We start from the raw sequence: 19,255 nt of genomic DNA on the forward strand, positions 1-19,255 counted from the left end.
CGGTCGGGGAGGGTGACCTCGCCGGGGCGGTGGTCGAAGGTGTCCATCGTGAACCACTCGTCGAGTTCCGGGTCGAAGAGGTTCTGCAGGCCGAACTGCAACACCTGCCACCACCGGCTCGGGTCCCGCTGGTCGACGTAGATGTCGCCGAGCGCGATCGGGAACCGGAAGAACTCCCCCGGCACGGTGGAGCCGCCGACGACCCCGACCCGCCAGTGGTCGACGTGCCGGTCCGGGTCGCCCTGCAGGATCTCCGGCCCCACGTAGCGGGCGGTCTTCAGCTTGTCGTTGAAGATCTGGCGGTTGAAGAACCCCGGCACCTTGCTGCACGCACGCGGTGGGAACAGCGGGATGTTCGGCCACCTGTAGGTGAGCGTGTAGAGGGTGTTCTCGTAGATCAGGTTCGTGAACCAGATCGGATACTCCGGGCCACCGGCGATCATCTGGCTGTTGCCGTCGCGGCCCTGCCACGAGAACGGCACGTCGATGCCGAGGTCGCGCACGATGTACCGGCCGGTGCCCTGAAAGTCCGCGGGGAGCTGCGGCGGGCGCGGCTCGCGCGCTTCGGGGGCCACCGAACCGTCGGCCTGGGCCGCCCGGGGCAGCGGCGCCGCCGCCGGACCAGGCGCGATCACCCCAAGGGCGAACAGCCCGCCGGCCACGGCCGACACCACCATCCGACGTGTACGCCTCGACGCCACCATTGCCCTCCGCCGGGTGTGAGAGTGCCACCTGCCTTCGGCGCAGCGTATGAGCAGGAAAACGTGAGAGATGGCGAAACGGGTCGGCTCCACCGGACGGGTGAGGCAACGCGCACGGGTCCGGAACCGAAACGGTCCCCGGCCGGCGTCACGCGAACCTGATTACCTGATCAGCTTCCAGGGCGGTGGCGAACAGCGTCAGGGTGAACGCCACCGACGTGAGGAGGCTCGCCGCGACACGGCGGGGCCACCATGCGCTTGAGGGCATGCCAGCGCTCCGGTCTAGGGGTGCTGTGGCACGCCGGTGGGCGCCGCCGTTCAGTGACCCTGCCGGCTGTCGGCGAACTCGCCAGGCGAGCTTGATGAGAACGGGCGCAGCGGGATGAACAGTTAGTTGATCAACTGCGCTCTCCAGCGCGCCATGAGCTGCCCGACCGCTCAGGCGGCGCTGAGCTTCCGTAGGACGTACTGGTTGAGGCTCATGCCATCCTCGGCGGCGTGGATGGCAAGCTCGCGGTGCAGGCTCTCGCCGACGCGCAGGTTGAACTTGCCCGAGTAGCTGCGCTCGGCGAACGGCTGCGGCACCGCCTCGCCCTGCTCCTCCATGTCCGCGATCACTTCACGCAGTAGGTCCTGGAGCCCCTGCAGAGCCTCGATCTGCGAAGGGGCCAGCCAAGAGAGGGACGGGAACTCGGCGCAGGTGGCGACGAACTCGCGGTCCTCGACCGACCACGTAACGCGGTAGGTGTAGTGGGACACCTCAGGATGGGGATCGGTCTGCATCACATGGCCTCCTTCTTGTCGATCGCCTTGAGCACTTGCCGTACCTGGTACGCCTTGGCCTTGCCCTTGTCGTTCTGGATGTTGACGCGTGGGTCGCCCGCCCAGGGCATCTTGAAAACCGCATGGGAGGTGCCGGCCTGCCGCGGCTTCCCGAAGTAGTGCTCGCACACCCCGTAGAGATCGTTGTAGGCGATGTTCTGCTGGCTCTTCCGCATCGCTTCAACGAGCTTGTCTATGGATGGCACGCGTTGATAGTACTGCTAGCGGTACCACCGTCACAACGCTTCGCCGGCTGGGCCTCATGGCGACTCTGGTACGCGAGGACGGCCGAGAGGGGGACGTGTTCAGTCTCATCGACCCGAAGCGGTACGACGCTCCGTGAAGGGACATCGAGTCGCAGGGCTGGATCGCCCCGGCCGAGTGCGTCGAGGTCCGCGTGACGTTGACCGACGCGGAGCGGATGTCGTACGCGACGGCCGAGGCCGAGGAGCGCTACCGGATGGGGCCACCGCCCGAACCAGGCTGCCGGTGGTCAAGGCGCTGGTCGACCGGCACGCGGACGACCAGGTGTTGGTGATCGGCGCGTACATCGACCAGCTGCACCAGCTCGGGGATACCTCGACGCACCGATCGTGCAGGGCTCCACCACCAACAAGGAACGGGAACGGCACTTCGACGCGTCCGCACCGGCGAGATCCGCACGCTGGTGATCTCCAAGGTCGGCAACTTCTCGATCGACCTGCCGGACCCAGGTGTCGAGGACGTTCGGGTCGCGGCAGGAGGCACAGTGGCCGGGGCGGCGCTCAGCGAATAGCTACGCCTGCTCTCCCTGCTCCGTCATGTCAACCCGGGTGCTGGCCCGGCTCAGCGCCCGCGTCGAGCCGGGCGGGGTGACCGTGTCGGCCGAAGACCAGCAGGGCGTACGCCACTGGGTGTTCTGCGAGCTCTCCTCACACAGCGGCGGGGCCGGTCCCGGTAAGGGATCCGGCCCCGCCGAAGTGACGCAGTGGTTACTTGACCACGACGATGTGGTCGGCCCGCGCCGGCAGGAAGGTGGCATCCCCGTCCCAGCGCGCGGTGTACGTGTAGCTGCCCGACGCACCCGGCGTGTCGGTGAAGCGGAAGGTTCCGTCCGAGGCAGGGAACACCGCGGGCAGGATGACCATGGTGGTCTCGTCGCCGTTGAGGGTGCGGTACACCGTCAGCGAGGTGCCGGGGGTGAGGGCCCGGCCCGGGGTGGTCAGCGTCCCGCTGAACCGGAGGTTCCGGGCGAGGTTCGCCGTGGTCGGGCCGGTCAGGCTCAGCGTGGCCGGCTGCCGGGCCACCTCGACGGTCGCGGTGGCCTGGCTCCAGCGGAAGGCCGAGTTGCCGTCCCAGAGCACGTCGTAGTGGACGGTCCCGCCGACCGGCGGCGTGTCGGTGAGACTGAAGGTGCCGTCGGTGGCGGTCGTCACCGGGGCGAGCGTGGCACTGGTGCCGTCCGGGTGCCGGCGCGTCACCACCACCGGCTGCGCACCAGGCACCGACCCGTCGGACAGGGTGAGCCGGCCGGTCACGGTGAGCGGCACGAGCGCGGTCCCGGTGGCCGGGGCGGTCACGGCCACCGAGGACGGCGCCAGGGCGGCACCCCGCAGCCGCCACAGGGTGTAGCGCCCGGTGGACATCTCATACAGGACAGTGAAGGCGTCGGTGCCGGAGAAGGTAAGTGCGCCCTCCACCACCTGTCCGGCCGGGTTGTCGGCGTTGTGCAGCTTCGTGGTGGTCGCCGCGTCGTACACCCCGATGCGGGGGCCGGCGAGCTCGATCCGGTCACGGGAGGATCGGGTGCCGATCACCCGGGTGCCGTCCGCGCTGAGGGCGACGGCGTTCGGGAAGCCGACGAACGTCGGTTCCTCGCCGTACGCGCCGACCCTGGTCAAGCTGGCGGTGTCCCAGATGTCGTAGCGGTACGGCGAGTCGAACGCCGTGATCGCTCTCGAACCGTCCGCCGTGATGGTGATGTCCTTCAGGTACATGACGTTGATGTCGTGGCCGTCGAGCACCCCGCGCAGGGTGGCGGGGGTGGTGCTGACGTCGTACACGAACAGGTCGGCGGGGCTGCTTCCGGTCTCGCCGGCCACCACCGTGGACCCCCCGGCGGCGATCTTCGGCGGGCCGAACAGGCCGCTGGCGATGCGGACCGGCTCCGGCGTCGCCGCGGACAGGTCCAGGCCGACGACGCCGCCGCTCCAGCTGTTGGTGGGGCCGTGCCCGACCCAGAGGCGGTTGCCCGCCAGCGACACGTACGCCGGGTTCGGGTATGCGGTCAGGTCGAACCGTCGGGTGACGGTGAGGGCGGCGGTGTCGATCTCGACGATCTCGTTCGAGGCGTTGAGCGCCGCGTAGAGGCGGCTGCCGTCCGGCGTGACGGCCAGGCCCTGCGGTTCGGCGAGCCCGGTGACGGCGCCGACCGTGCTGCCACTCTCGTCGGTGACGAGGATCTGATTGCTGGCGGAGATGAACAGCCGGCCGTTGGCGGCGGCGATGTCCTTGACGAACTTCACCCCCTGCAGAGCGGTGCTGGTGTCCGCGGCCCGGGCGGGTGCGACGGCGGCGACGAGTCCGGTCGCCGCGATCAGTGTCGATGCCAGGGCCGAGCGGGCCATTCTGCGGAACCGCATACGCGGTCTCCCTTCGGTTGATACCCCGTGGTGCCCGGCGGCCGGCGGCGTGTGCCCGGAGGCCGGTGCCGGGTCGGCGACAAGATCGTCGCTCCTTGGTAGACGGCGATGTCACCGTCCACGGTGTTACGTGGGCCGGCTGAACACGCTTCCGGTGGCGCTTCTGTCTGCGTACACGAAGGGGGTTGGCGGGCCGCTGAGCGCGGCCCGCCAACCCCCGTGGCAGAGCGTGGTTATCCGGCCCCGCCGGCGCGGAACGCCACCCAGGCGTCGCTCATCCGGTCGGCCTGACCCACTGTGAACATGTTCATGCAGGAGTCCTGCGTGTAGTCCATGAAGTTGTGGATCGGGTCGAGCCCGGGCGCGGTGCAGGTGTCCGCACCCACCGGGCAGTTGAACTGCGGAGCCGCCTCGCGCGGGGTGTCCGCGACGAAGTCGCCGGACGCGGAGCAGCCGTGCGCGAAGGTGTGCTCCAGCATCAGCCAGTGCCCGACCTCGTGCGTCAGGGTGTCACCCAGGGCGTACTTGCCGGCCGTGCCGCCCGGCATCGACTCGTCGAGCATCACCACGCCGTCGATGTAGTCGCGGCCGTTGTTGTAGCCCTTCGGGAAGTACGCCCAGCCGAGCAGTCCGCCGCCGATGTTGGCCGCGTACACGTTGAGGGTCTCCGAGTCGCCGGTGTACAGCGCCTTCTTCATGTCCCGCTCGTTCTTGCCGGGCTCGACCCTGTACCAGGCGCTGTTCACCGTCCACGTGGTGTCGACGAGCGAGAACCGGAACGGCGTGTTGGAGGCGTCCGACGCGGTGCGGCCCGCGAACGAGTCGTTGAGCACCGTCATCTGCGCGGCGATCAGGTTGTTCCACCTGGTCGTCTCGGCCGCGGTGAGCGGGTGGTCGGAGATCATGTGGAAGACCGTCGGGATGGTGACGCTGCCGTTCGGCAGGCGCGGCGCGTCCTTGATCACGCCGTAGGCGTTGGCTTCGTTCTTGGAGTACAGCTCCGGCTCCTGGGCGGTGGCGCCCTCGGCGACCCGGGCGGCGCCGTGCGCGTCGGCGCCCGGCTCACACGCGGCGACGCCCGGGGAGGCGGTCGCGGGGGCGGCCGTGGCGAGCGCCCCGGAGGCGCCGCCGGACGCCAGGAACGTGGCGGCGGTGGCGGTGAGGACCGCCAGTCGGAAGGTCGGTCTTCTGCGCATCGGTGCACCTTTCGGTGAGGGAGGCGGTGCGGGGTCGATGACGTCGCTGTTCGGTATGAGAACACGTCGACGGCATCGGCAAAAGACCCTCTGAGCAGGACAGACTGCGATGTAACAGAACCGGATCGGCCAGCGCTGTTGGGGCCGCTCCGGCAGAGTTCAGAGGATGCGGGTGACCTGTTCGGCGGCGACTACCTGTTCCCGCCGCGCCGGGTCGAGGTTCGCGCTGATGACCACTGACGCGCCGGCGGAGAGCGGTGCCAGCAACCACTTCAGAGGCTGCTCGTGCTCGGCGGCGTCGACCAGCAGCCGGTCACCGGCGCGCAGGTCCAGCATCCCGGCGAACTCCTGGGCGAGCGCTCCCCACTGACCGTAGGTGGTGCCGTCCGCGCTGGCCGGATCCGACGGATGGATGGCGGTGTGGTCGGGCGTGACGTCCGGGTGGCGGAGCACCTCGGCGGACCAGTCCAGCCAGCCCAGCGGCACGTCGGTCAGCGGCCCCGGGCCGGTGCCGACGAGGTAGCGGTGCGGGGCGTCCGGCACGTCCTCCAGCCAGTCGTCCTGCCGCTCCGGCGTCACGAACACCGCGTCGAACGGCCGGTCGCCGCCGGATTCGAGCACCGGCAGGCCCGCCGTGGCGCGCGGTCGGAACGACACCGCCAGGCCGCAGGCCCAGGCGCCCAACAACACCGCGGCGGTACGCCAGTGCGGCGGCAGCAGGACCGCTACGCGGCTGCCGGGGCCGAGCCCGCAGCCGTCCCGCAGCAGGCTCGCGCTGCGCGCCGACCAGGCGCCGACCTGCTGTGCGGTCAGGTCGACGCGCTCACCGGTCGCCTCGTCGCGGTAACTGAGCAGCGGGCTCTCGGCGGCGGCCGGCGGGACCATCGGGTCGGCCGTGGCATGTGGCTGCATCTGCGTGCTCCCGGGTGACGACGTCGGCACCACCCTACGCAACGACTTTGGTCGCACCACTCGTCGGCCGATGGCCGTAGCGGCTGGCCGGGTGGCCCGCGCACGGTGACAGGCGACCCCCGCAGCGCCGTCGAGGAGTGCCCATGCCGACCGAACCCGACCCCGCCGACAGCACCGCGACCATCGACCGTGCCGCCAACCGTCTGCCACTGCGTCGGCGACTCCTGCCGGTGATCGCGTTGCTGCTGCTCGCGCCGTGGGCGGCCGAGTGCTCGTGGGGTGGCTTCGCCATCGACGACTTCCCGCTGGTGCTGATCTTCCTGGGCCCGATGTACGGCGGCGCGGCGATCCTCATCCGGGAGACCGCCCGGCACCTCGGCGGGGGCTGGCCGACCATCGTGCTGCTCGCCGCCGTGTTCGGCGTACTCCAGGCCGGCCTGGTCGACCAGTCGCTGTTCAACCCCGACTACCTCGACGACACGCAGTACGCCGACACCCGTGCCGCCGCCGAGGCGTCGCTGGTGCCGGGACTCGGCTTCAGCCTCCGGCAGGCCTTCGACTACGTGGGCAACCACATCGTGCTGACCATCTGCGCTCCGATCGTGCTGATCGAGTCGTTCCTCGGTGCGGACCGCCGGCTGCGGCCATGGCTGGGCCGGCCCGGTCTCGCCGTGGTGGGCGTGATCTACCTGCTCGGCAGCCTGCTGATCTTCTCCGACAGCAGCGGCCGGAAGGGCTTCCTGGCCAGCCCGCTCCAACTGGCCTTCGCCGCCGTCGTGGTCCTCGCCCTGGTCGCGACAGCCCTGCTGCCCCGCTGGCGCCGCACCCGCCCGCGCCGCGTCCGTCGGGTGCCGCATCCGCTCTGGGTGGCTCTGCTGGTCGTCCTCGTCCGTTTCGGCGGCGACCTGGCGCCCGGCTGGGCGGGAGTGACTGTCGCACTGACGCTTGCCGCTGCCGCCGGAGGACTGATCGCGTACTTGTCGTCGGGCAGCGGTTGGGGGCAGCGGCACGTGCTCGCCGCGGGCTCGGCGGGCCTGGTCAGCGCCGCCGCGTTCGCGTACCTGGTGCCGCCGTACTCCCCCGCGAGCCCGGCGGCGGCCCTGGCCGGCGACGTCGCGGTCACCATCATCACCGTGGCCCTGGTCGTTGGCGCCTGGTGGCGTCTGCGCCGCGCTTCGCCCGCTGTTCACGTCGCCGCACGCTGATGCTCTCCGGCGGTGTCGGCCCGGTGCCGACGAGGTAGCGGGTCGGGGCGCGGCCGTTTGCCAGCGCGGCGGCGGCAGCACCGCTACGCGGCTGCCAGCAGCGGACGATGCTCAGGGACTGGTCGCCGGCAGCAGGGCCGGCCGCTTCAACGTGCGCTGCGGCGGGCCCGCCATGTCGATGTGCTGTTGAGCGGTATACCTCAGCGGTATGAATATGACTCTGAGGTATACCGCTCACTGGCGCATCCGCGACGAGGGTGGCCGACGGTCACCTTCGACCTCCGACTGCGCCCACAGCACCAGCCAGGGGATCAGCTCTTGGCCGGCAGTTCCGGGCCGCCGTCGAGCAGTGCGGCCAGCAGGTCGCCGTACTCCTCGACCCGGTCCAGGACCTCGGCGGCGGTGAACTGGCGGACGGCGGGCCTCCGACCGCGCGCGCCGGCCTCGACCTCGTCCCAGGTCAACGGCGTCGACACCGACGGCACCGACTGGGCCCGCAGCGAGTACGGCGCGACTGTGGTCTTCGCCGCGTTGTTCTGACTCCAGTCGATGAAGACCTTGCCCGGGCGCAGGTTCTTCGCCATCTTCGACACGATCAGTTTCGGGTGCGCCTTCTCCAACTCCTGCGCGATCCGCTTGGCGTAGTCGGAGACGACATCGGACGGCTGGTTGCCGGCGATCGGGCAGCAGAGCTGCATGCCCTTCTTGCCGGACGTCTTCGGGTACGAGTCGATGCCGTCGTCGGCGAGCCGGTCGCGCATCAGCACCGCCACCGGGCAGCACTCGGCGAGCCCGGCCGGCGGGCCCGGGTCCAGGTCGACGACCATCATGTCGGGGTGCTCGCCGACCTTCCACTGGGGCGTGTGCAGCTCCAACGCGGCCAGGTTGGCCAGCCAGACCAGGGTGGGCAGGTCGTCGGCGACCACGTAGTCGATGGTCTCCCGGCCCTTCGTCGAGCCGGGCGCGGGCAGCGTCTCCACCCGCACCCAGTCCGGGGTCGCGGCCGGCTTGTTCTTCTCGAAGAAGGACTTGTCGTCCACCCCGTTGGGGAAACGGATCCGGGTGACCGGCCGGTCCCGCAGGTGCGGCAGCAGCACCGGCGAGATCCGGGTGTAGTAGTCGATCACCTCGCCCTTGGTGAAGCCGACCGCCGGATAGAGCACCTTGTCCAGGTTGGAGAGCTCCAGTGGGCGGCCCTCGACGTCCACCCGTAGCCGCTCACCCGGCATCGTCGACCTCCTCCGGCGGCTTGTCCGGGCGCAGCCGCAGCACCCGGGGGAAGCGCAGCCGGCCGTCGGGGGTGCGCTGGCCGTACTTCACCTCCACCACCACCCGGGGTTCTACCCAGATGGCGCCCCGGGCATCCTCGCGCGGCACACCCGCCGCGAACGGCGACGCGCCGGAGCGCAGCGGCTCCAGCTCGGCGAGGAGCGCCCGTTCGATGGCCGCGCCGATCCCGCCGCCGACCCGCCCCCGGTAGACCAACCGGCCGTCCGGCCCGGGCACCCCGACCAGCAGGCCGCCGATCCGGCGCGCTCCCGGCCGCCAGCCGCCCACCACGAAATCGCCTGTCACCTCCAACTTGACCTTCACCCAGTCCGGCGAGCGCACCCCGGGGCGGTAGACGGAGCCGACCCGCTTCGCCATCACCCCCTCCAGGCCGTGCTCACCTGCCGCCTCGTAGGTGGCCGGGCCGTCGGAGAAGACCGGCGGCACCGCCCACCGGGCACCGCCGAGGGCGAGCGCGTCCAGTGCCTCGCGGCGGCGCTCGTACGGCCAGCCGGTCAGGTCGTCGCCGTTCCACCGCAGCAGGTCGAAGATCATGTACGTCACCGGCATGACCGCCGCCAACCGGGCCGCCTTGTTCCGGTCCCGCACGTGCATCCGCTCGGCGAGGGCCGTGAACGACGGCTGCCCACCCTCGCCGAGCAGCACGACCTCGCCGTCGAACACCGCGTCGTCGACCTGCTCGTGCAGCGTGGCCAGCTCCGGGTACGCGGCGGTGATCTCCGCGCCGGAGCGGGCGTACAGGCGCTGAGCACTGTCGGAGATGTCGGCGAGGGCACGGATGCCGTCCCATTTGAACTCGTACACCCAGCCGTCACCGGCCGGGAGCGACCCGGTCATCGCGAGCATCGGCTTGAGCGGCGCGCCGGGCACGACCCGACTGTAGTAGCAGGCCGAACACCTCGCGTCCGGTTCTTTCGGATGCGAGCATGGTCGATACCGGGGAAGGGAGCGCAGGATGCGTGCCATCTGGAAGGGAGCCGTGTCGTTCGGGCTCGTCTCGATCGGGGTGAAGTTGTACTCCGCGACCGAGGAGAAGGACATCCGGTTCCATCAGGTGCACCGCGAGGACGGCGGGCGGATCCGCTACAAGCGCACCTGCTCGGTCTGCGGCGAGGAGGTCACCTACGACGACATCGCCAAGGGCTACGACATCGGCGGCGGCGAGATGGTGATTCTCACCGACGAGGACTTCGCCGACCTGCCGCTGACCAGCTCCCGCGCGATCGACGTGCTGGAGTTCGTCCCCGCCGAGCAGGTCGACCCGATCCTCTACAACAAGGCGTACTTCCTGGAGCCCGAGGGCACGGCCACCAAGCCGTACGTGCTGCTGCGCGACGCGCTAATCGACTCGGAGCGGGTGGCCATCGTCAAGGTGGCGCTGCGCCAGCGGGAGCAGCTCGCCACGCTGCGCGTGCGTGAGGGTGTGCTGCTGCTCAATACGATGCTCTGGCCGGACGAGATCCGTACCCCCGACTTCGGGTTCCTCGACGAGGACCTCAAGGTGCGCCCGCCCGAGCTGGCGATGGCCAGTTCGCTTATCGACTCGATGACCGGCGAGTTCGAGCCGGACGTCTTCACCGACGACTACCGGGCGGCGTTGCAGGAGGTCATCGACGCCAAGGTGGAGGGTCGGGAGGTCGTGCAGCCCGAGGAGGTCGAGGAGGCCCCGGCCGCGGCGGTCGACCTGATGGCCGCGCTGAAGGCATCGGTGGACCGGGCCCGGGCGGCCCGCGGCGAGCAGCCCGCGCGTGCCGGCGGCGGTGGCGAGCCGACGCCCATCTCGTCGGCCCGCTCGGCGCAGAAGACGGCCGAGAAGAAGGCGACCAGGGCGCCCGCGAAGAAGGCCGCCGCGAAGAAGACGGCGGAGAAGAAGACGGCCGAGCCGGCGAAGAAGACCGCCGCCAAGAAGACCCCCGCGAAGAAGGCGGAGCCGGCGAAGAAGACGGCCGCGCGCAAGACCGCACCCCGCAAGAGCGCCTGACCGTACGCCGCACCGGCGGTGTCCGCCGGACCGGGTACGCTCCGCCGGCCAGTGGCCACCGGAGGAGCCCCCATGCCGTACACCCCTGATCTCGGTCGGTTGTTGACGCCCGGCGCCCGTTTCACGGACCAGCACGGCGCGTACCTGATCGAGGTCCATTCGGTGGGCGACATCGCGCTGCCGACCGGCCAGGTGGTCGGGTGTGACCCGCTGGTCCGCCCGGACGCCGAGCCGTTCACGGTGACCGTGCCCCCGGGGCGGCATCCGGCCCGGGCCTGGGTGGCCGCGGTGCTCCGGGAGGACGCCGAGGTGGACCGGCGGGTCGCCGCGCTGGAGCTGGTGATCTCCGACGGGCCGACGGTCCGCTGGGAGCCGGCCGTCGTCGGCGACCAGGACGTCGCAGGCCTCGGCGCCGACGACTACTTCGGGTACGGGGTGGACGCGGGCGCCGGCACCCTGGCCGACCCGACGGCGCTCGCCGTCCTGGAGACCTGGGAAGAGGAGCAGGTCGAGGACGTGTTCATCCCGGCGGAGCTGCCCTCGTCGCCGGTCCCTGGGCTGATCACCGCCGTCCTGGACGAGGCCACCGGCGCGAACGTCGTAACCGTCGCCACCGGCTGGGGTGACGGTTGCTACGGCACCTGGATCGGCCGGGCCGCCGACGGGCGGGTCACCTCGTTCGTGACCGACTTCATGGTCGTCCCGGGATAACCGCCTCCGACGGCGTCCCTGGGCGATCCGTGCCGTCCGGGGCGGGCACGGTGGGCCGCCGGGCGGGTACCGTGTGCGTCGGCTTTCCCCCCGGCACCGGGTGCCGGCCACACCTTCGCAGCAGGGAGTCGACGACGTGAGCGAGCGGACGCAGCAGAACCGGTCGGAGGGCCAGAGCCCGGCGACGAAGGCGGGGCGGCGGCTGGCCGCCCAGCTGGCGGAGCAGAAGGCCGCCGAGGCGAAGCGCCGCCGCAACGCGTGGGCGGGCGGCCTCGCCGGCATCGCCGTGATGGCGCTGCTGATCGGCGGTTTCGTGTGGATCGACAAGACGCGGGGCGACGACGACAAGTCCGCGAACCAGGCCGCCGCGACCCCGACCGCCTCCGCCGCGGCTCCGGACGCGCCCACCGCGCCGCCCGCCCCGCAGCTGCCCGAGGGCGCCGACCCGGCGCTGGGCAGCAAGCCGGCGGTGAAGGCGGGCACCGGCGAGCTGAAGAAGCTCACGGTCACCCCGGTGATCAAGGGGACCGGCCCGGCGGTGAAGCAGGGTCAGACGATCACTACCAACTACGTGGGCGTGTTCTACAAGGACGGCAAGGAGTTCGACTCGTCCTGGAACGCCGGGCAGCCGGCCTCCTTCCCGATCGGCGTCGGTCAGGTCATCCCCGGCTGGGACCAGGGCCTGGTCGGCGTGACCGTGGGCAGCCGGGTGCAGCTCGACATTCCGGGCGAGCTGGCGTACGGCAACGACGAGGCCGCCGCCGGTGGACGCCCGACCGGCCCGCTGCGCTTCGTGGTGGACGTGCTCGCCGCCCAGTGACCTGCCCGGATCGTCCCGGTTGTCGCCGGGACGCGATGGAGTTGTTCACATGGGGCTTCCGGCCCGTCACCCTCCGGCAGTAGGTTCGGCGTCACCCCGGGCGGCCCACCGTCCGGGGTGACCATGCGGACGCGGGACGCGGAGGTGCACGTGACGGACGAGCCTGGGCGCACGGCCCGGTTGATGTGGACGCACTTCGAGCCGGTGCACGCGGTCACCTACTTCCACCCCCGGGCGCGGGCCGCGTACGAGGCGGTCGGGCTGCGCGGCTACTGGCGGGGTTACTTCGCCGGGCGGGCCGCCCCGCTGGGTGCCACCGAGGCAGCGCCGGTGATCTCCGCGTTCTTCACCTTCGCACCGCCGATGGTGACCCGGGCACTGCCGGCGGTGTGGCGGTTGGCCACTCCGCAGGAGGCGCTGCGTGCCCGGCTGACCGGCGCGGTGCAGGCCCTCGCCGAGCTGACGTACGAGCTGCCGGAGACCCATCTGGCGGAGGCCGCCGACCTGTTGGAACGGGCCGCCGCCGCGGCGCAGACGGCCGGGCGGCTGCTCGGCGCGGTAAACGCGGCGCTGCCGATCGGGGAGTACCCCCTGGCCCGGATGTGGCAGGCCGCCACCACGCTGCGCGAACATCGGGGCGACGGGCACGTGGCGGCGCTGGTGGCCGCCGGCCTGGACCCGGTGGAGACGCTGGCCTGGCGGGTCGCCGTGGACATGTCGCCGCAGAACCTGCTGGGCCGGGGCTGGTCCGAGGAGCAGTGGCGGGCCGCCCGCGAGCGGTTGGCGCAGCGGGGCTGGTTGACACCGGACGGCACGGCCACCGAGCACGGCCGGGCCGGCTTCCAGGCGGTCGAGGACGCCACCGACCTGGCCGCCGCCCACCCGTGGCAGGCCCTCGGCCCCGACGACACGGACCGGCTCCGGGAGCTGCTGGAGCCGATCGCCAGGTCCTGCCACACGCTGATCCCGGAGGGCAGCCCGATCGGACTGCCCGCGCTGCCCGGCTGACCGGACACCTCCGGGTCGGGCAGGATGGGCCCGTGGTGGATGCGGTGGTCTTCGACCTGGACGGCGTGATCGTGGATTCCGAGCCGGTGTGGGAGGAGGTCCGGCGGGCGTACGTGGCGGCGCACGGCGGCACGTGGCAACCGGACACGCAGCGCCGGTTGATGGGCATGAGCACCGGTGAGTGGGCGCACTACCTCAGCGGCGAGCTGGGGGTGGGCCGCACCGCCGGGCAGGTCGCCGACGAGGTGGTCGAGGAGATGACCCGGCGTTACCGGGACCACGTACCCCTCATCGACAGCGCCGACGAGGTGGTGCGCCGGCTGGCCGCGCGGTGGCCGCTGGGGCTGGCCAGTTCGTCGCCGACCCGGCTGATCGCGGCGGCGCTGGCCGCCACCGGCCTCACCGACGCGTTCGTGACGACCCTGTCCACCGAGGAGACCGAACGCGGCAAGCCGGCCCCGGACGTGTACCTGAGCGTGGCGCGGCACCTCGGCGTCGACCCGGCCCGCTGCGTGGCGGTGGAGGACTCGTCGAACGGGGTCCGGTCCGCCGCCGCCGCGGGGATGCGGGTGGTGGCGGTGCCGCACGGGTCGTACCCTCTCGACCCGGACGCGGCCGGGCTGGCCGTGGTGTCGCTTGCCGCGATCGGCGAGCTGACCCCCGAGCTGGTGGACGACCTGGGTTGATCGAGGCTGAGCGGGGTACCGCAGCCGCGGTGCTCGGCGCGGATGCCGTGCAGGGTGAGGAGACCACGGATGAAAGCCATCGTGTACGAGCGCACCGGCGATCCTTCGGTGCTGAAGCTGGTCGACCGGCCGGTGCCGGAGCCGGGGGCGGGCGAGGTCCTGGTCCGGGTGGCGGTTTCGGGGGTGAATCCGACGGACTGGAAGTCCCGCCGCAGCGCCGCGCCGGACGGGTGGCAGATCCCCGGGCAGGACGGCGCGGGTGTGGTGGAGGCGGTCGGCGAGGGGGTCGACCGTGAGTTGATCGGCGAGCGGGTCTGGATCTGGGAGGCGGCCTGGCGGCGGCCGTGGGGCACCGCTGCGGAGTACACGCTGGTGCCGGTCCGGCAGGTGGTACGCCTGGGTGACGCCTCGTTCGAGGTGGGGGCCAGCCTGGGCATCCCGTTCCTCACCGCGCACCGCTGCCTGACCGCTGGGGAGTTCATGCCGGACGTGCTGCGCGCCGGCGCCCTGGCCGATCACACGGTGCTGGTGCAGGGCGGGGCGGGCGCGGTCGGCAACGCGGCGATCCAGCTCGCCCGCTGGGCCGACGCCACGGTGATCACCACGGTGAGCAGCGCGGAGAAGGCGCAGCTCGCGGCGGCGGCCGGCGCCTCCCACGTGATCAATTACCTGGAGCAGGACGTGGTCGAGGAGGTCCGCAGGATCGCCCCCGACGGCGTGCACACGATCGTGGAGGTCTCCCCCGCCCGGAACGCCGCGATCGACGTACAGGTGCTGCGGCACGGCGGCGCGGTCTGCATGTACGCCGACGACGGCGGGGGCGAGGTGACCATCCCGGTCCGGCCGATGATGGCGCCGAACGCGCGCTGGCAGTTCGTGCTTGTCTACACCGAGCCGAAGGCGGCCAAGGCGCAGGGGGTGGTCGACGTGGCGGCGGCGGCCAACCAGGGCGGCATCCGGGTCGGCGCGGACGCGGGTCTGCCGCTGCACCGCTATCCGCTGGCCGGGGCGGCCGACGCACACCAGGCGGTGGAGGACTCGGCGGTGGGCAAGGTGCTGATCAGCACCAGCGACGCCTGATCGGGTCGCTCACCACCCTATTTCCCCGTCATCAGGACAGAGACGAACAAGTTTCGCAACAATGACAGTGCGGGTCGCCCCGCGTGGAACGGGCGGCCCCGGCGCGGTGCGAACGCCGGGGCCGCCCCCTGGGGAGGAATGTCAGGAGTAATCCCTCACCCAACAGGCGACGGTGCCCGGAAAAACGTTACGGGGCTGTCAGCTCCCGGACAGTCAGCTCGCCCCCGGCGTACTGCGAACGGACGACCTTCTTGTCGAACTTGCCGACGCTGGTCTTCGGCACCGCGTCGATGAACGCCCACCGCTCGGGCAACTGCCAGCGGGCCACCGAACCGGCCAGGAACTCCCGCAGCTCCTCGGCGGTCACCGAGGCACCCTCCCGGACCACCACGGTCGCCAGGGGCCGCTCGTCCCACCGCTCGTCCGGCACACCCACCACGCATGCCTCAAGCACCGCCGGGTGGGCCATCAGCGCGTTCTCCAGCTCCACCGACGAGATCCACTCACCACCGGACTTGATGACGTCCTTGGCGCGGTCGGTCAACGTGATGTAGCCGTCCGGCGAGAGGGTGCCCACGTCCCCCGTACGCAGCCACCCGTCGCGGAACTTCTCGGAGTCCGGGACGTCGTCACCGACGTACCGCGCGGTCACCCAGGGCCCCCGGACCTCCAGCTCCCCCACGGCCGTGCCGTCGGCGGCCAGCGGCTCGCCCAGCGGGCCGACGATCCGCGCCTGCACCCCCGCCGGCACCCGCCCCTGCGTGTAGCGGTACCGCCACGCCTGCTCACCGCTAGCGCCGGCCGGCGGGCGCGACACCGAGCCGAGCGGGGACATCTCCGTCATCCCCCAGGCATGGATGACGTCGATCCCGTACCGCTCGTCGAACGCGTGCATCAGCGCCGGCGGACAGGCCGACCCGCCGACGATCACCTCGGTGAGCGAGGAGGTGTCCACGTCGTGGTCGTCCAGGTAGGCCAGCAGGTCGGTCCAGATCGTCGGCACCGCGCCGGCCAGGGTGGGCCGCTCCGCGGCGATCATCTCGGCGATCGGGGCGGCCTGGAGGAACCGGTCCGGCATGATCATCGACGCGCCGGAGAGGAACGCCGCGTACGGCAGGCCCCACGACATGGCGTGGAACATCGGCACGATGGCCAGCTCCCGGTCGGTCGGCCCGAGACCGAAACCCTCCGGCATGCAGACCTGCAAGGAGTGAAGGTAGATCGACCGGTGCGAGTACGCCACGCCCTTCGGGTTGCCGGTGGTGCCGGAGGTGTAGCAGAGCGCCGCCGCGTCGCGCTCGTCCACCTCGGGCCAGTCGTACACCTCGGGCCGGTCGGCGAGCAGCGCGTCCCAGTGGTGCACGGTGATCCGGTCACCGGCCGCCGCCACCAGCGGCGCCGGATCGCCACCGCCGACCACCACCACGTGCCGCACCGTGGTCAGCTCGCCGATCACCCGGGCCAGCAGCGGGATGAGGGTGGTGTCGACAAGCACCACCCGGTCCTGCGCGTGGTTGGCGATGTAGACGACCTGGTCGGGAAAGAGCCGGATGTTGAGGGTGTGCAGCACCGCGCCCATGCTCGGCACCGCGAAGTAGGCGACCAGGTGCTCGTTGTTGTTCCACATGAAGGTGGCGACGCGCTCGTCGCCGGTCACCCCGCACTCGTCACGCAGCGCGTGCGCCAGCCGGGCGGCGGTCCGACCCACCTCGGCGTACGTCATCCGGCGGGGTTCGGCGCCGGTCCAGGTGACCACCTCCGCCGTGCCGTGCACGGTGGCGCCGTGGTCGAGGATCCGGGAGACCTGCAGAGGGGCGTCCATCATCGTGCTACGCATGGGTAACAAGCTAGTGTCGCCGGTCACACCTTGGGAACCCCCGTAAATTGTCGCAGGTGAGCATCTCCTGGGCCGATTCGTACGTGGGACAGTTACGCGCGCTCGCCGGGGACCGGACGCTGATGTTCGTCGGCGCCCGTGCCGTGGTCAGCGACAACGCCGGTCGCATCCTGCTGATCCAACGCTCCGACAACGGCCAGTGGGCCATGCCCGCCGGGGCGATGGAGCTGGGCGAGTCGATCGCCGACTGCGCGGTGCGGGAGGTCCGCGAGGAGACCGGACTGCGCGCGCTGCGGGTCTGCGCGTTCGCCCTCTACACCGGCCCGGACCGGACCAGCACCAACATGTACGGGCACACCTACCAGGTCTTCACCACGGCGTTCAAGGTCGAGGAGTGGGACGGGCAGCTCAGCCGGGCCACCGACGAGACCACCGACGCCGGCTTCTTCCCCCGGGACCGGTTCCCTACCCCGCTCTCCACCTCGGTAATGGAAACCCTTGCCGACCTGGACGTCTTCGAGCAGACCAACCGCCTGATCCTCAAGTAGGCCGCACCCGGCCCGGCGGGTGAGACGCCGGACCGGGCTGACGACGTCAGATCATCGTCTGGGACTTGGCCTCCATGTCGGCGGCCGCCTCGTCCTTGGACTCGCGGGTCAGCGGCTTGCCGCCCGGGGCCGGAGCCTCACCGCCGAGCGGGTCGGCACCGCCCTTGGCGCCCTGCGGACCGGCGCCGCGCAGTTCCTTGTTGGGCAGCGCCACCGTCACCACCACGGCCACGATCGCGATCAGGCCGGCGGTCAGGAAGACCATGTCCAGCGCGTCGACGAAGGCGTTCTGGATGGCCGACCGCACCGGCCCGGGCAGGGCCATGATGGTCGCCGGGTCGTTGATCGAGATGTTCGTGCCGCCGCTCGCCGCCACCTGCGCCTGCTGCTGAGGCGGGAGCTGGGCGATCGCGCCGGGCAGCCGGTCGGACAACCCTCCGGCGAGCCTCGCGGAGAGCACCGCGCCGAGGATCGCCACCCCGAACGAACCGCCCAGCGACCGGAAGAACGTCGCCGACGAGGTGCCGGCGCCCAGGTCGCGCACGGAGACCGCGTTCTGCACCGCGAGGACCAGCGACTGCATGCAGAGCCCCAGGCCGACGCCGATCACCACCATGAAGGCGAACGCGAGCCAGAGCGAGGTGCCCACCTTCAACTGGGTGAACAGGAACATGCCGACCAGCAGGGTCACCGACCCGGCGACCGGGAACCACTTGTACCGGCCGATCCGGCTCATCGCCCGCCCGGTGAGAATGGAGGTGACGATGATGCCGGTCATCATGGGCAGCATCAGCAGACCGCTGCGGGTCGGCGAGGCGCCCTTGACGATCTGGAGGTACAGCGGGATGAAGATGATCGACCCGAACATCACCAGACCGAGGACGAACCCGGCCGAGTTGGCGAGTGCGAACGTGGCGCTGCGGAACAGGCGCAGCGGCAGGATGGGTTCGGCGACCCGGGCCTCCTGGAGCACGAAGAGCACGGCGAGCACGGCACCCGCGACGAAGAGTCCGATGATCACCCCGGAGCCCCACGCGTACTCGTTGCCGCCCCAGCTCAGCGCCAGCAGCAGACAGCTCACCCCGGCGACCAGCAGGCCGGCACCGAGCCAGTCGATCGCGTGGTCGCGGCGTTCGAACGGGATCAGTCGCATGACGTGGTAGCAGACCACGATGGCCAGGATCGCCAGCGGCACGTTGATGTAGAAGATCCACCGCCAGTCGGTCTCCGCGAAGTAACCGCCGACCAGCGGACCGGCCACCGACGAGATGCCGAAGACCGCGCCGAACAACCCCTGGTAGCGGCCACGCTCGCGGGGTGACACGACGTCCGAGATGATGGTGAACGCCAACGTCAGCAGACCACCGGCGCCCAGACCCTGGATGCCCCGGGTGACGATCAACTGGGTCATGTTCTGCGACAGTCCCGCCAGCAGCGACCCGACCAGGAACGTGCCGATCGAGAACAGGAACACCGGGCGGCGCCCGTACAGGTCGGCCATCTTGCCGTACAGCGGCGTCGACGCCGTCGAGGCGAGCAGGTACGCGGTCACCACCCACGAGTAGTGGTTGATGCCGCCCAGCTCACCGACGATTGTCGGCAGAGCCGTACCGACGATGGTCTGGTCGAGTGCGGCCAGCAGCATGCCGGTCATCAGACCGAACATGAGCAGCCGGATCTGCTGACGGTTCAGCACCGGCGCGGCGGAGGCTTCGGTGGTCATGTGCCCTTCTATCCGGCAAGCCGCAGAACATGCGCCGAACCGCGAAAAACCCCCAACCCCGCCCCGCCGGCGTTGATCATGAAGTTGTTGCCACGACACGCCGGCCGCGATGGC

General features: G+C 71.1%; 18 protein-coding genes and 1 pseudogene. 9 read left to right on the forward strand and 10 right to left on the reverse strand.

Translation table 11 applies throughout. From position 1 onward, the window contains the following. The 3 genes from FHG89_RS07850 to FHG89_RS07860 all read right to left on the reverse strand — a co-directional run. A partial coding sequence (locus FHG89_RS07850) for a hypothetical protein (RefSeq protein ID WP_167517359.1) occupies nucleotides 1–677 on the reverse strand: 677 nt, incomplete at its 3' end. Between the two features lie 462 nt (nucleotides 678–1,139). Next, nucleotides 1,140–1,484 (reverse strand): type II toxin-antitoxin system HicB family antitoxin, encoded by a 345-nt coding sequence (locus FHG89_RS07855; RefSeq protein WP_139583698.1) that lies wholly within the window; start codon nucleotides 1,482–1,484, stop codon nucleotides 1,140–1,142. Next, nucleotides 1,484–1,729: a toxin HicA gene (locus FHG89_RS07860; protein WP_244295241.1), complete on the reverse strand. Its 246-nt coding sequence runs from the start codon at nucleotides 1,727–1,729 to the stop codon at nucleotides 1,484–1,486. Before FHG89_RS07860 ends, FHG89_RS07855 begins: the two co-directional genes overlap by 1 nt. 41 nt (nucleotides 1,730–1,770) lie before the next feature. Between FHG89_RS07860 and FHG89_RS07865 the strand changes: the two are divergent. Further along, nucleotides 1,771–2,284, forward strand: a pseudogene (locus tag FHG89_RS07865) (helicase-related protein); the annotation flags it as partial. Between the two features lie 210 nt (nucleotides 2,285–2,494). Here FHG89_RS07865 and FHG89_RS07870 read toward each other — a convergent pair. The 3 genes from FHG89_RS07870 to FHG89_RS07880 form a co-directional block, all read right to left on the reverse strand. Next, complete coding sequence (locus FHG89_RS07870; RefSeq protein WP_139583699.1) at nucleotides 2,495–4,144, reverse strand: hypothetical protein; 1,650 nt, start codon at nucleotides 4,142–4,144, stop codon at nucleotides 2,495–2,497. 233 nt (nucleotides 4,145–4,377) lie between these two features. Beyond that, complete coding sequence (locus FHG89_RS07875) at nucleotides 4,378–5,340, reverse strand: zinc metalloprotease (RefSeq protein ID WP_139583700.1); 963 nt, start codon at nucleotides 5,338–5,340, stop codon at nucleotides 4,378–4,380. 159 nt (nucleotides 5,341–5,499) lie between these two features. Continuing rightward, nucleotides 5,500–6,252 carry a TIGR03089 family protein gene (locus FHG89_RS07880; protein ID WP_139583701.1) on the reverse strand — a complete coding sequence of 251 codons (753 nt, stop codon included), beginning with the start codon at nucleotides 6,250–6,252 and terminating at the stop codon, nucleotides 5,500–5,502. A gap of 143 nt (nucleotides 6,253–6,395) precedes the next feature. Between FHG89_RS07880 and FHG89_RS07885 the strand changes: the two genes are divergently transcribed. Next, on the forward strand, nucleotides 6,396–7,457 hold the full coding sequence (locus FHG89_RS07885; RefSeq protein WP_139583702.1) for a hypothetical protein: 1,062 nt from the start codon (nucleotides 6,396–6,398) through the stop codon (nucleotides 7,455–7,457). 311 nt (nucleotides 7,458–7,768) lie between these two features. Here the strand turns inward: FHG89_RS07885 and ligD (FHG89_RS07890) are convergent, their stop codons facing one another. Both ligD (FHG89_RS07890) and ligD (FHG89_RS07895) read right to left on the reverse strand, forming a co-directional pair. Beyond that, nucleotides 7,769–8,686, reverse strand: coding sequence for a non-homologous end-joining DNA ligase (gene ligD / locus FHG89_RS07890; RefSeq protein ID WP_139583703.1), 918 nt, complete (start codon nucleotides 8,684–8,686; stop codon nucleotides 7,769–7,771). Next, on the reverse strand, nucleotides 8,676–9,617 hold the full coding sequence (ligD, locus tag FHG89_RS07895) for a non-homologous end-joining DNA ligase (protein ID WP_139583704.1): 942 nt from the start codon (nucleotides 9,615–9,617) through the stop codon (nucleotides 8,676–8,678). The genes ligD (FHG89_RS07890) and ligD (FHG89_RS07895) overlap by 11 nt, the downstream gene beginning before the upstream one ends. Before the next feature lie 85 nt (nucleotides 9,618–9,702). Here ligD (FHG89_RS07895) and ku point away from each other — a divergent pair, with 85 nt between their 5' ends. The 6 genes from ku (at nucleotide 9,703) to FHG89_RS07925 (ending at nucleotide 15,033) form a co-directional block, all read left to right on the forward strand. Then, complete coding sequence (gene ku / locus FHG89_RS07900) at nucleotides 9,703–10,728, forward strand: non-homologous end joining protein Ku (protein ID WP_139583705.1); 1,026 nt, start codon at nucleotides 9,703–9,705, stop codon at nucleotides 10,726–10,728. Nucleotides 10,729–10,800: 72 nt separating this feature from the next. Continuing rightward, complete coding sequence (locus FHG89_RS07905) at nucleotides 10,801–11,439, forward strand: DUF4241 domain-containing protein (protein WP_139583706.1); 639 nt, start codon at nucleotides 10,801–10,803, stop codon at nucleotides 11,437–11,439. A 100-nt stretch (nucleotides 11,440–11,539) separates the two neighbouring features. Continuing rightward, nucleotides 11,540–12,259: an FKBP-type peptidyl-prolyl cis-trans isomerase gene (locus FHG89_RS07910; protein WP_139583707.1), complete on the forward strand. Its 720-nt coding sequence runs from the start codon at nucleotides 11,540–11,542 to the stop codon at nucleotides 12,257–12,259. Between the two features lie 150 nt (nucleotides 12,260–12,409). Then, the gene (locus FHG89_RS07915; protein ID WP_139583708.1) at nucleotides 12,410–13,267 is read left to right on the forward strand and encodes an SCO6745 family protein; all 858 of its coding nucleotides are present in this window, start codon (nucleotides 12,410–12,412) and stop codon (nucleotides 13,265–13,267) included. A gap of 32 nt (nucleotides 13,268–13,299) precedes the next feature. After that, entirely contained in the window at nucleotides 13,300–13,953 is a 654-nt protein-coding gene (locus tag FHG89_RS07920) for an HAD family hydrolase (protein ID WP_139583709.1), read from the forward strand. A gap of 69 nt (nucleotides 13,954–14,022) precedes the next feature. Beyond that, on the forward strand, nucleotides 14,023–15,033 hold the full coding sequence (locus FHG89_RS07925; RefSeq protein ID WP_139583710.1) for an NADPH:quinone reductase: 1,011 nt from the start codon (nucleotides 14,023–14,025) through the stop codon (nucleotides 15,031–15,033). Between the two features lie 187 nt (nucleotides 15,034–15,220). Here the strand turns inward: FHG89_RS07925 and FHG89_RS07930 are convergent, their stop codons facing one another. Then, the gene (locus tag FHG89_RS07930) at nucleotides 15,221–16,855 is read right to left on the reverse strand and encodes a fatty acid--CoA ligase (RefSeq protein WP_208760899.1); all 1,635 of its coding nucleotides are present in this window, start codon (nucleotides 16,853–16,855) and stop codon (nucleotides 15,221–15,223) included. Nucleotides 16,856–16,926: 71 nt separating this feature from the next. On the opposite strand from FHG89_RS07930, the gene FHG89_RS07935 reads away from it, so the two are divergent. Further along, nucleotides 16,927–17,418, forward strand: a complete 492-nt coding sequence (locus FHG89_RS07935) for an NUDIX domain-containing protein (RefSeq protein ID WP_139583712.1) — start codon at nucleotides 16,927–16,929, stop codon at nucleotides 17,416–17,418. A gap of 46 nt (nucleotides 17,419–17,464) precedes the next feature. On the opposite strand, the gene FHG89_RS07940 is transcribed toward FHG89_RS07935, so the two are convergent. After that, nucleotides 17,465–19,141 carry an MDR family MFS transporter gene (locus FHG89_RS07940; protein WP_139583713.1) on the reverse strand — a complete coding sequence of 559 codons (1,677 nt, stop codon included), beginning with the start codon at nucleotides 19,139–19,141 and terminating at the stop codon, nucleotides 17,465–17,467. Between the last annotated feature and the right edge of the window lie 114 nt (nucleotides 19,142–19,255).

Source organism: Micromonospora orduensis (assembly GCF_006228125.1).
GTDB classification, from domain to species: Bacteria; Actinomycetota; Actinomycetes; order Mycobacteriales; family Micromonosporaceae; genus Micromonospora; species Micromonospora orduensis.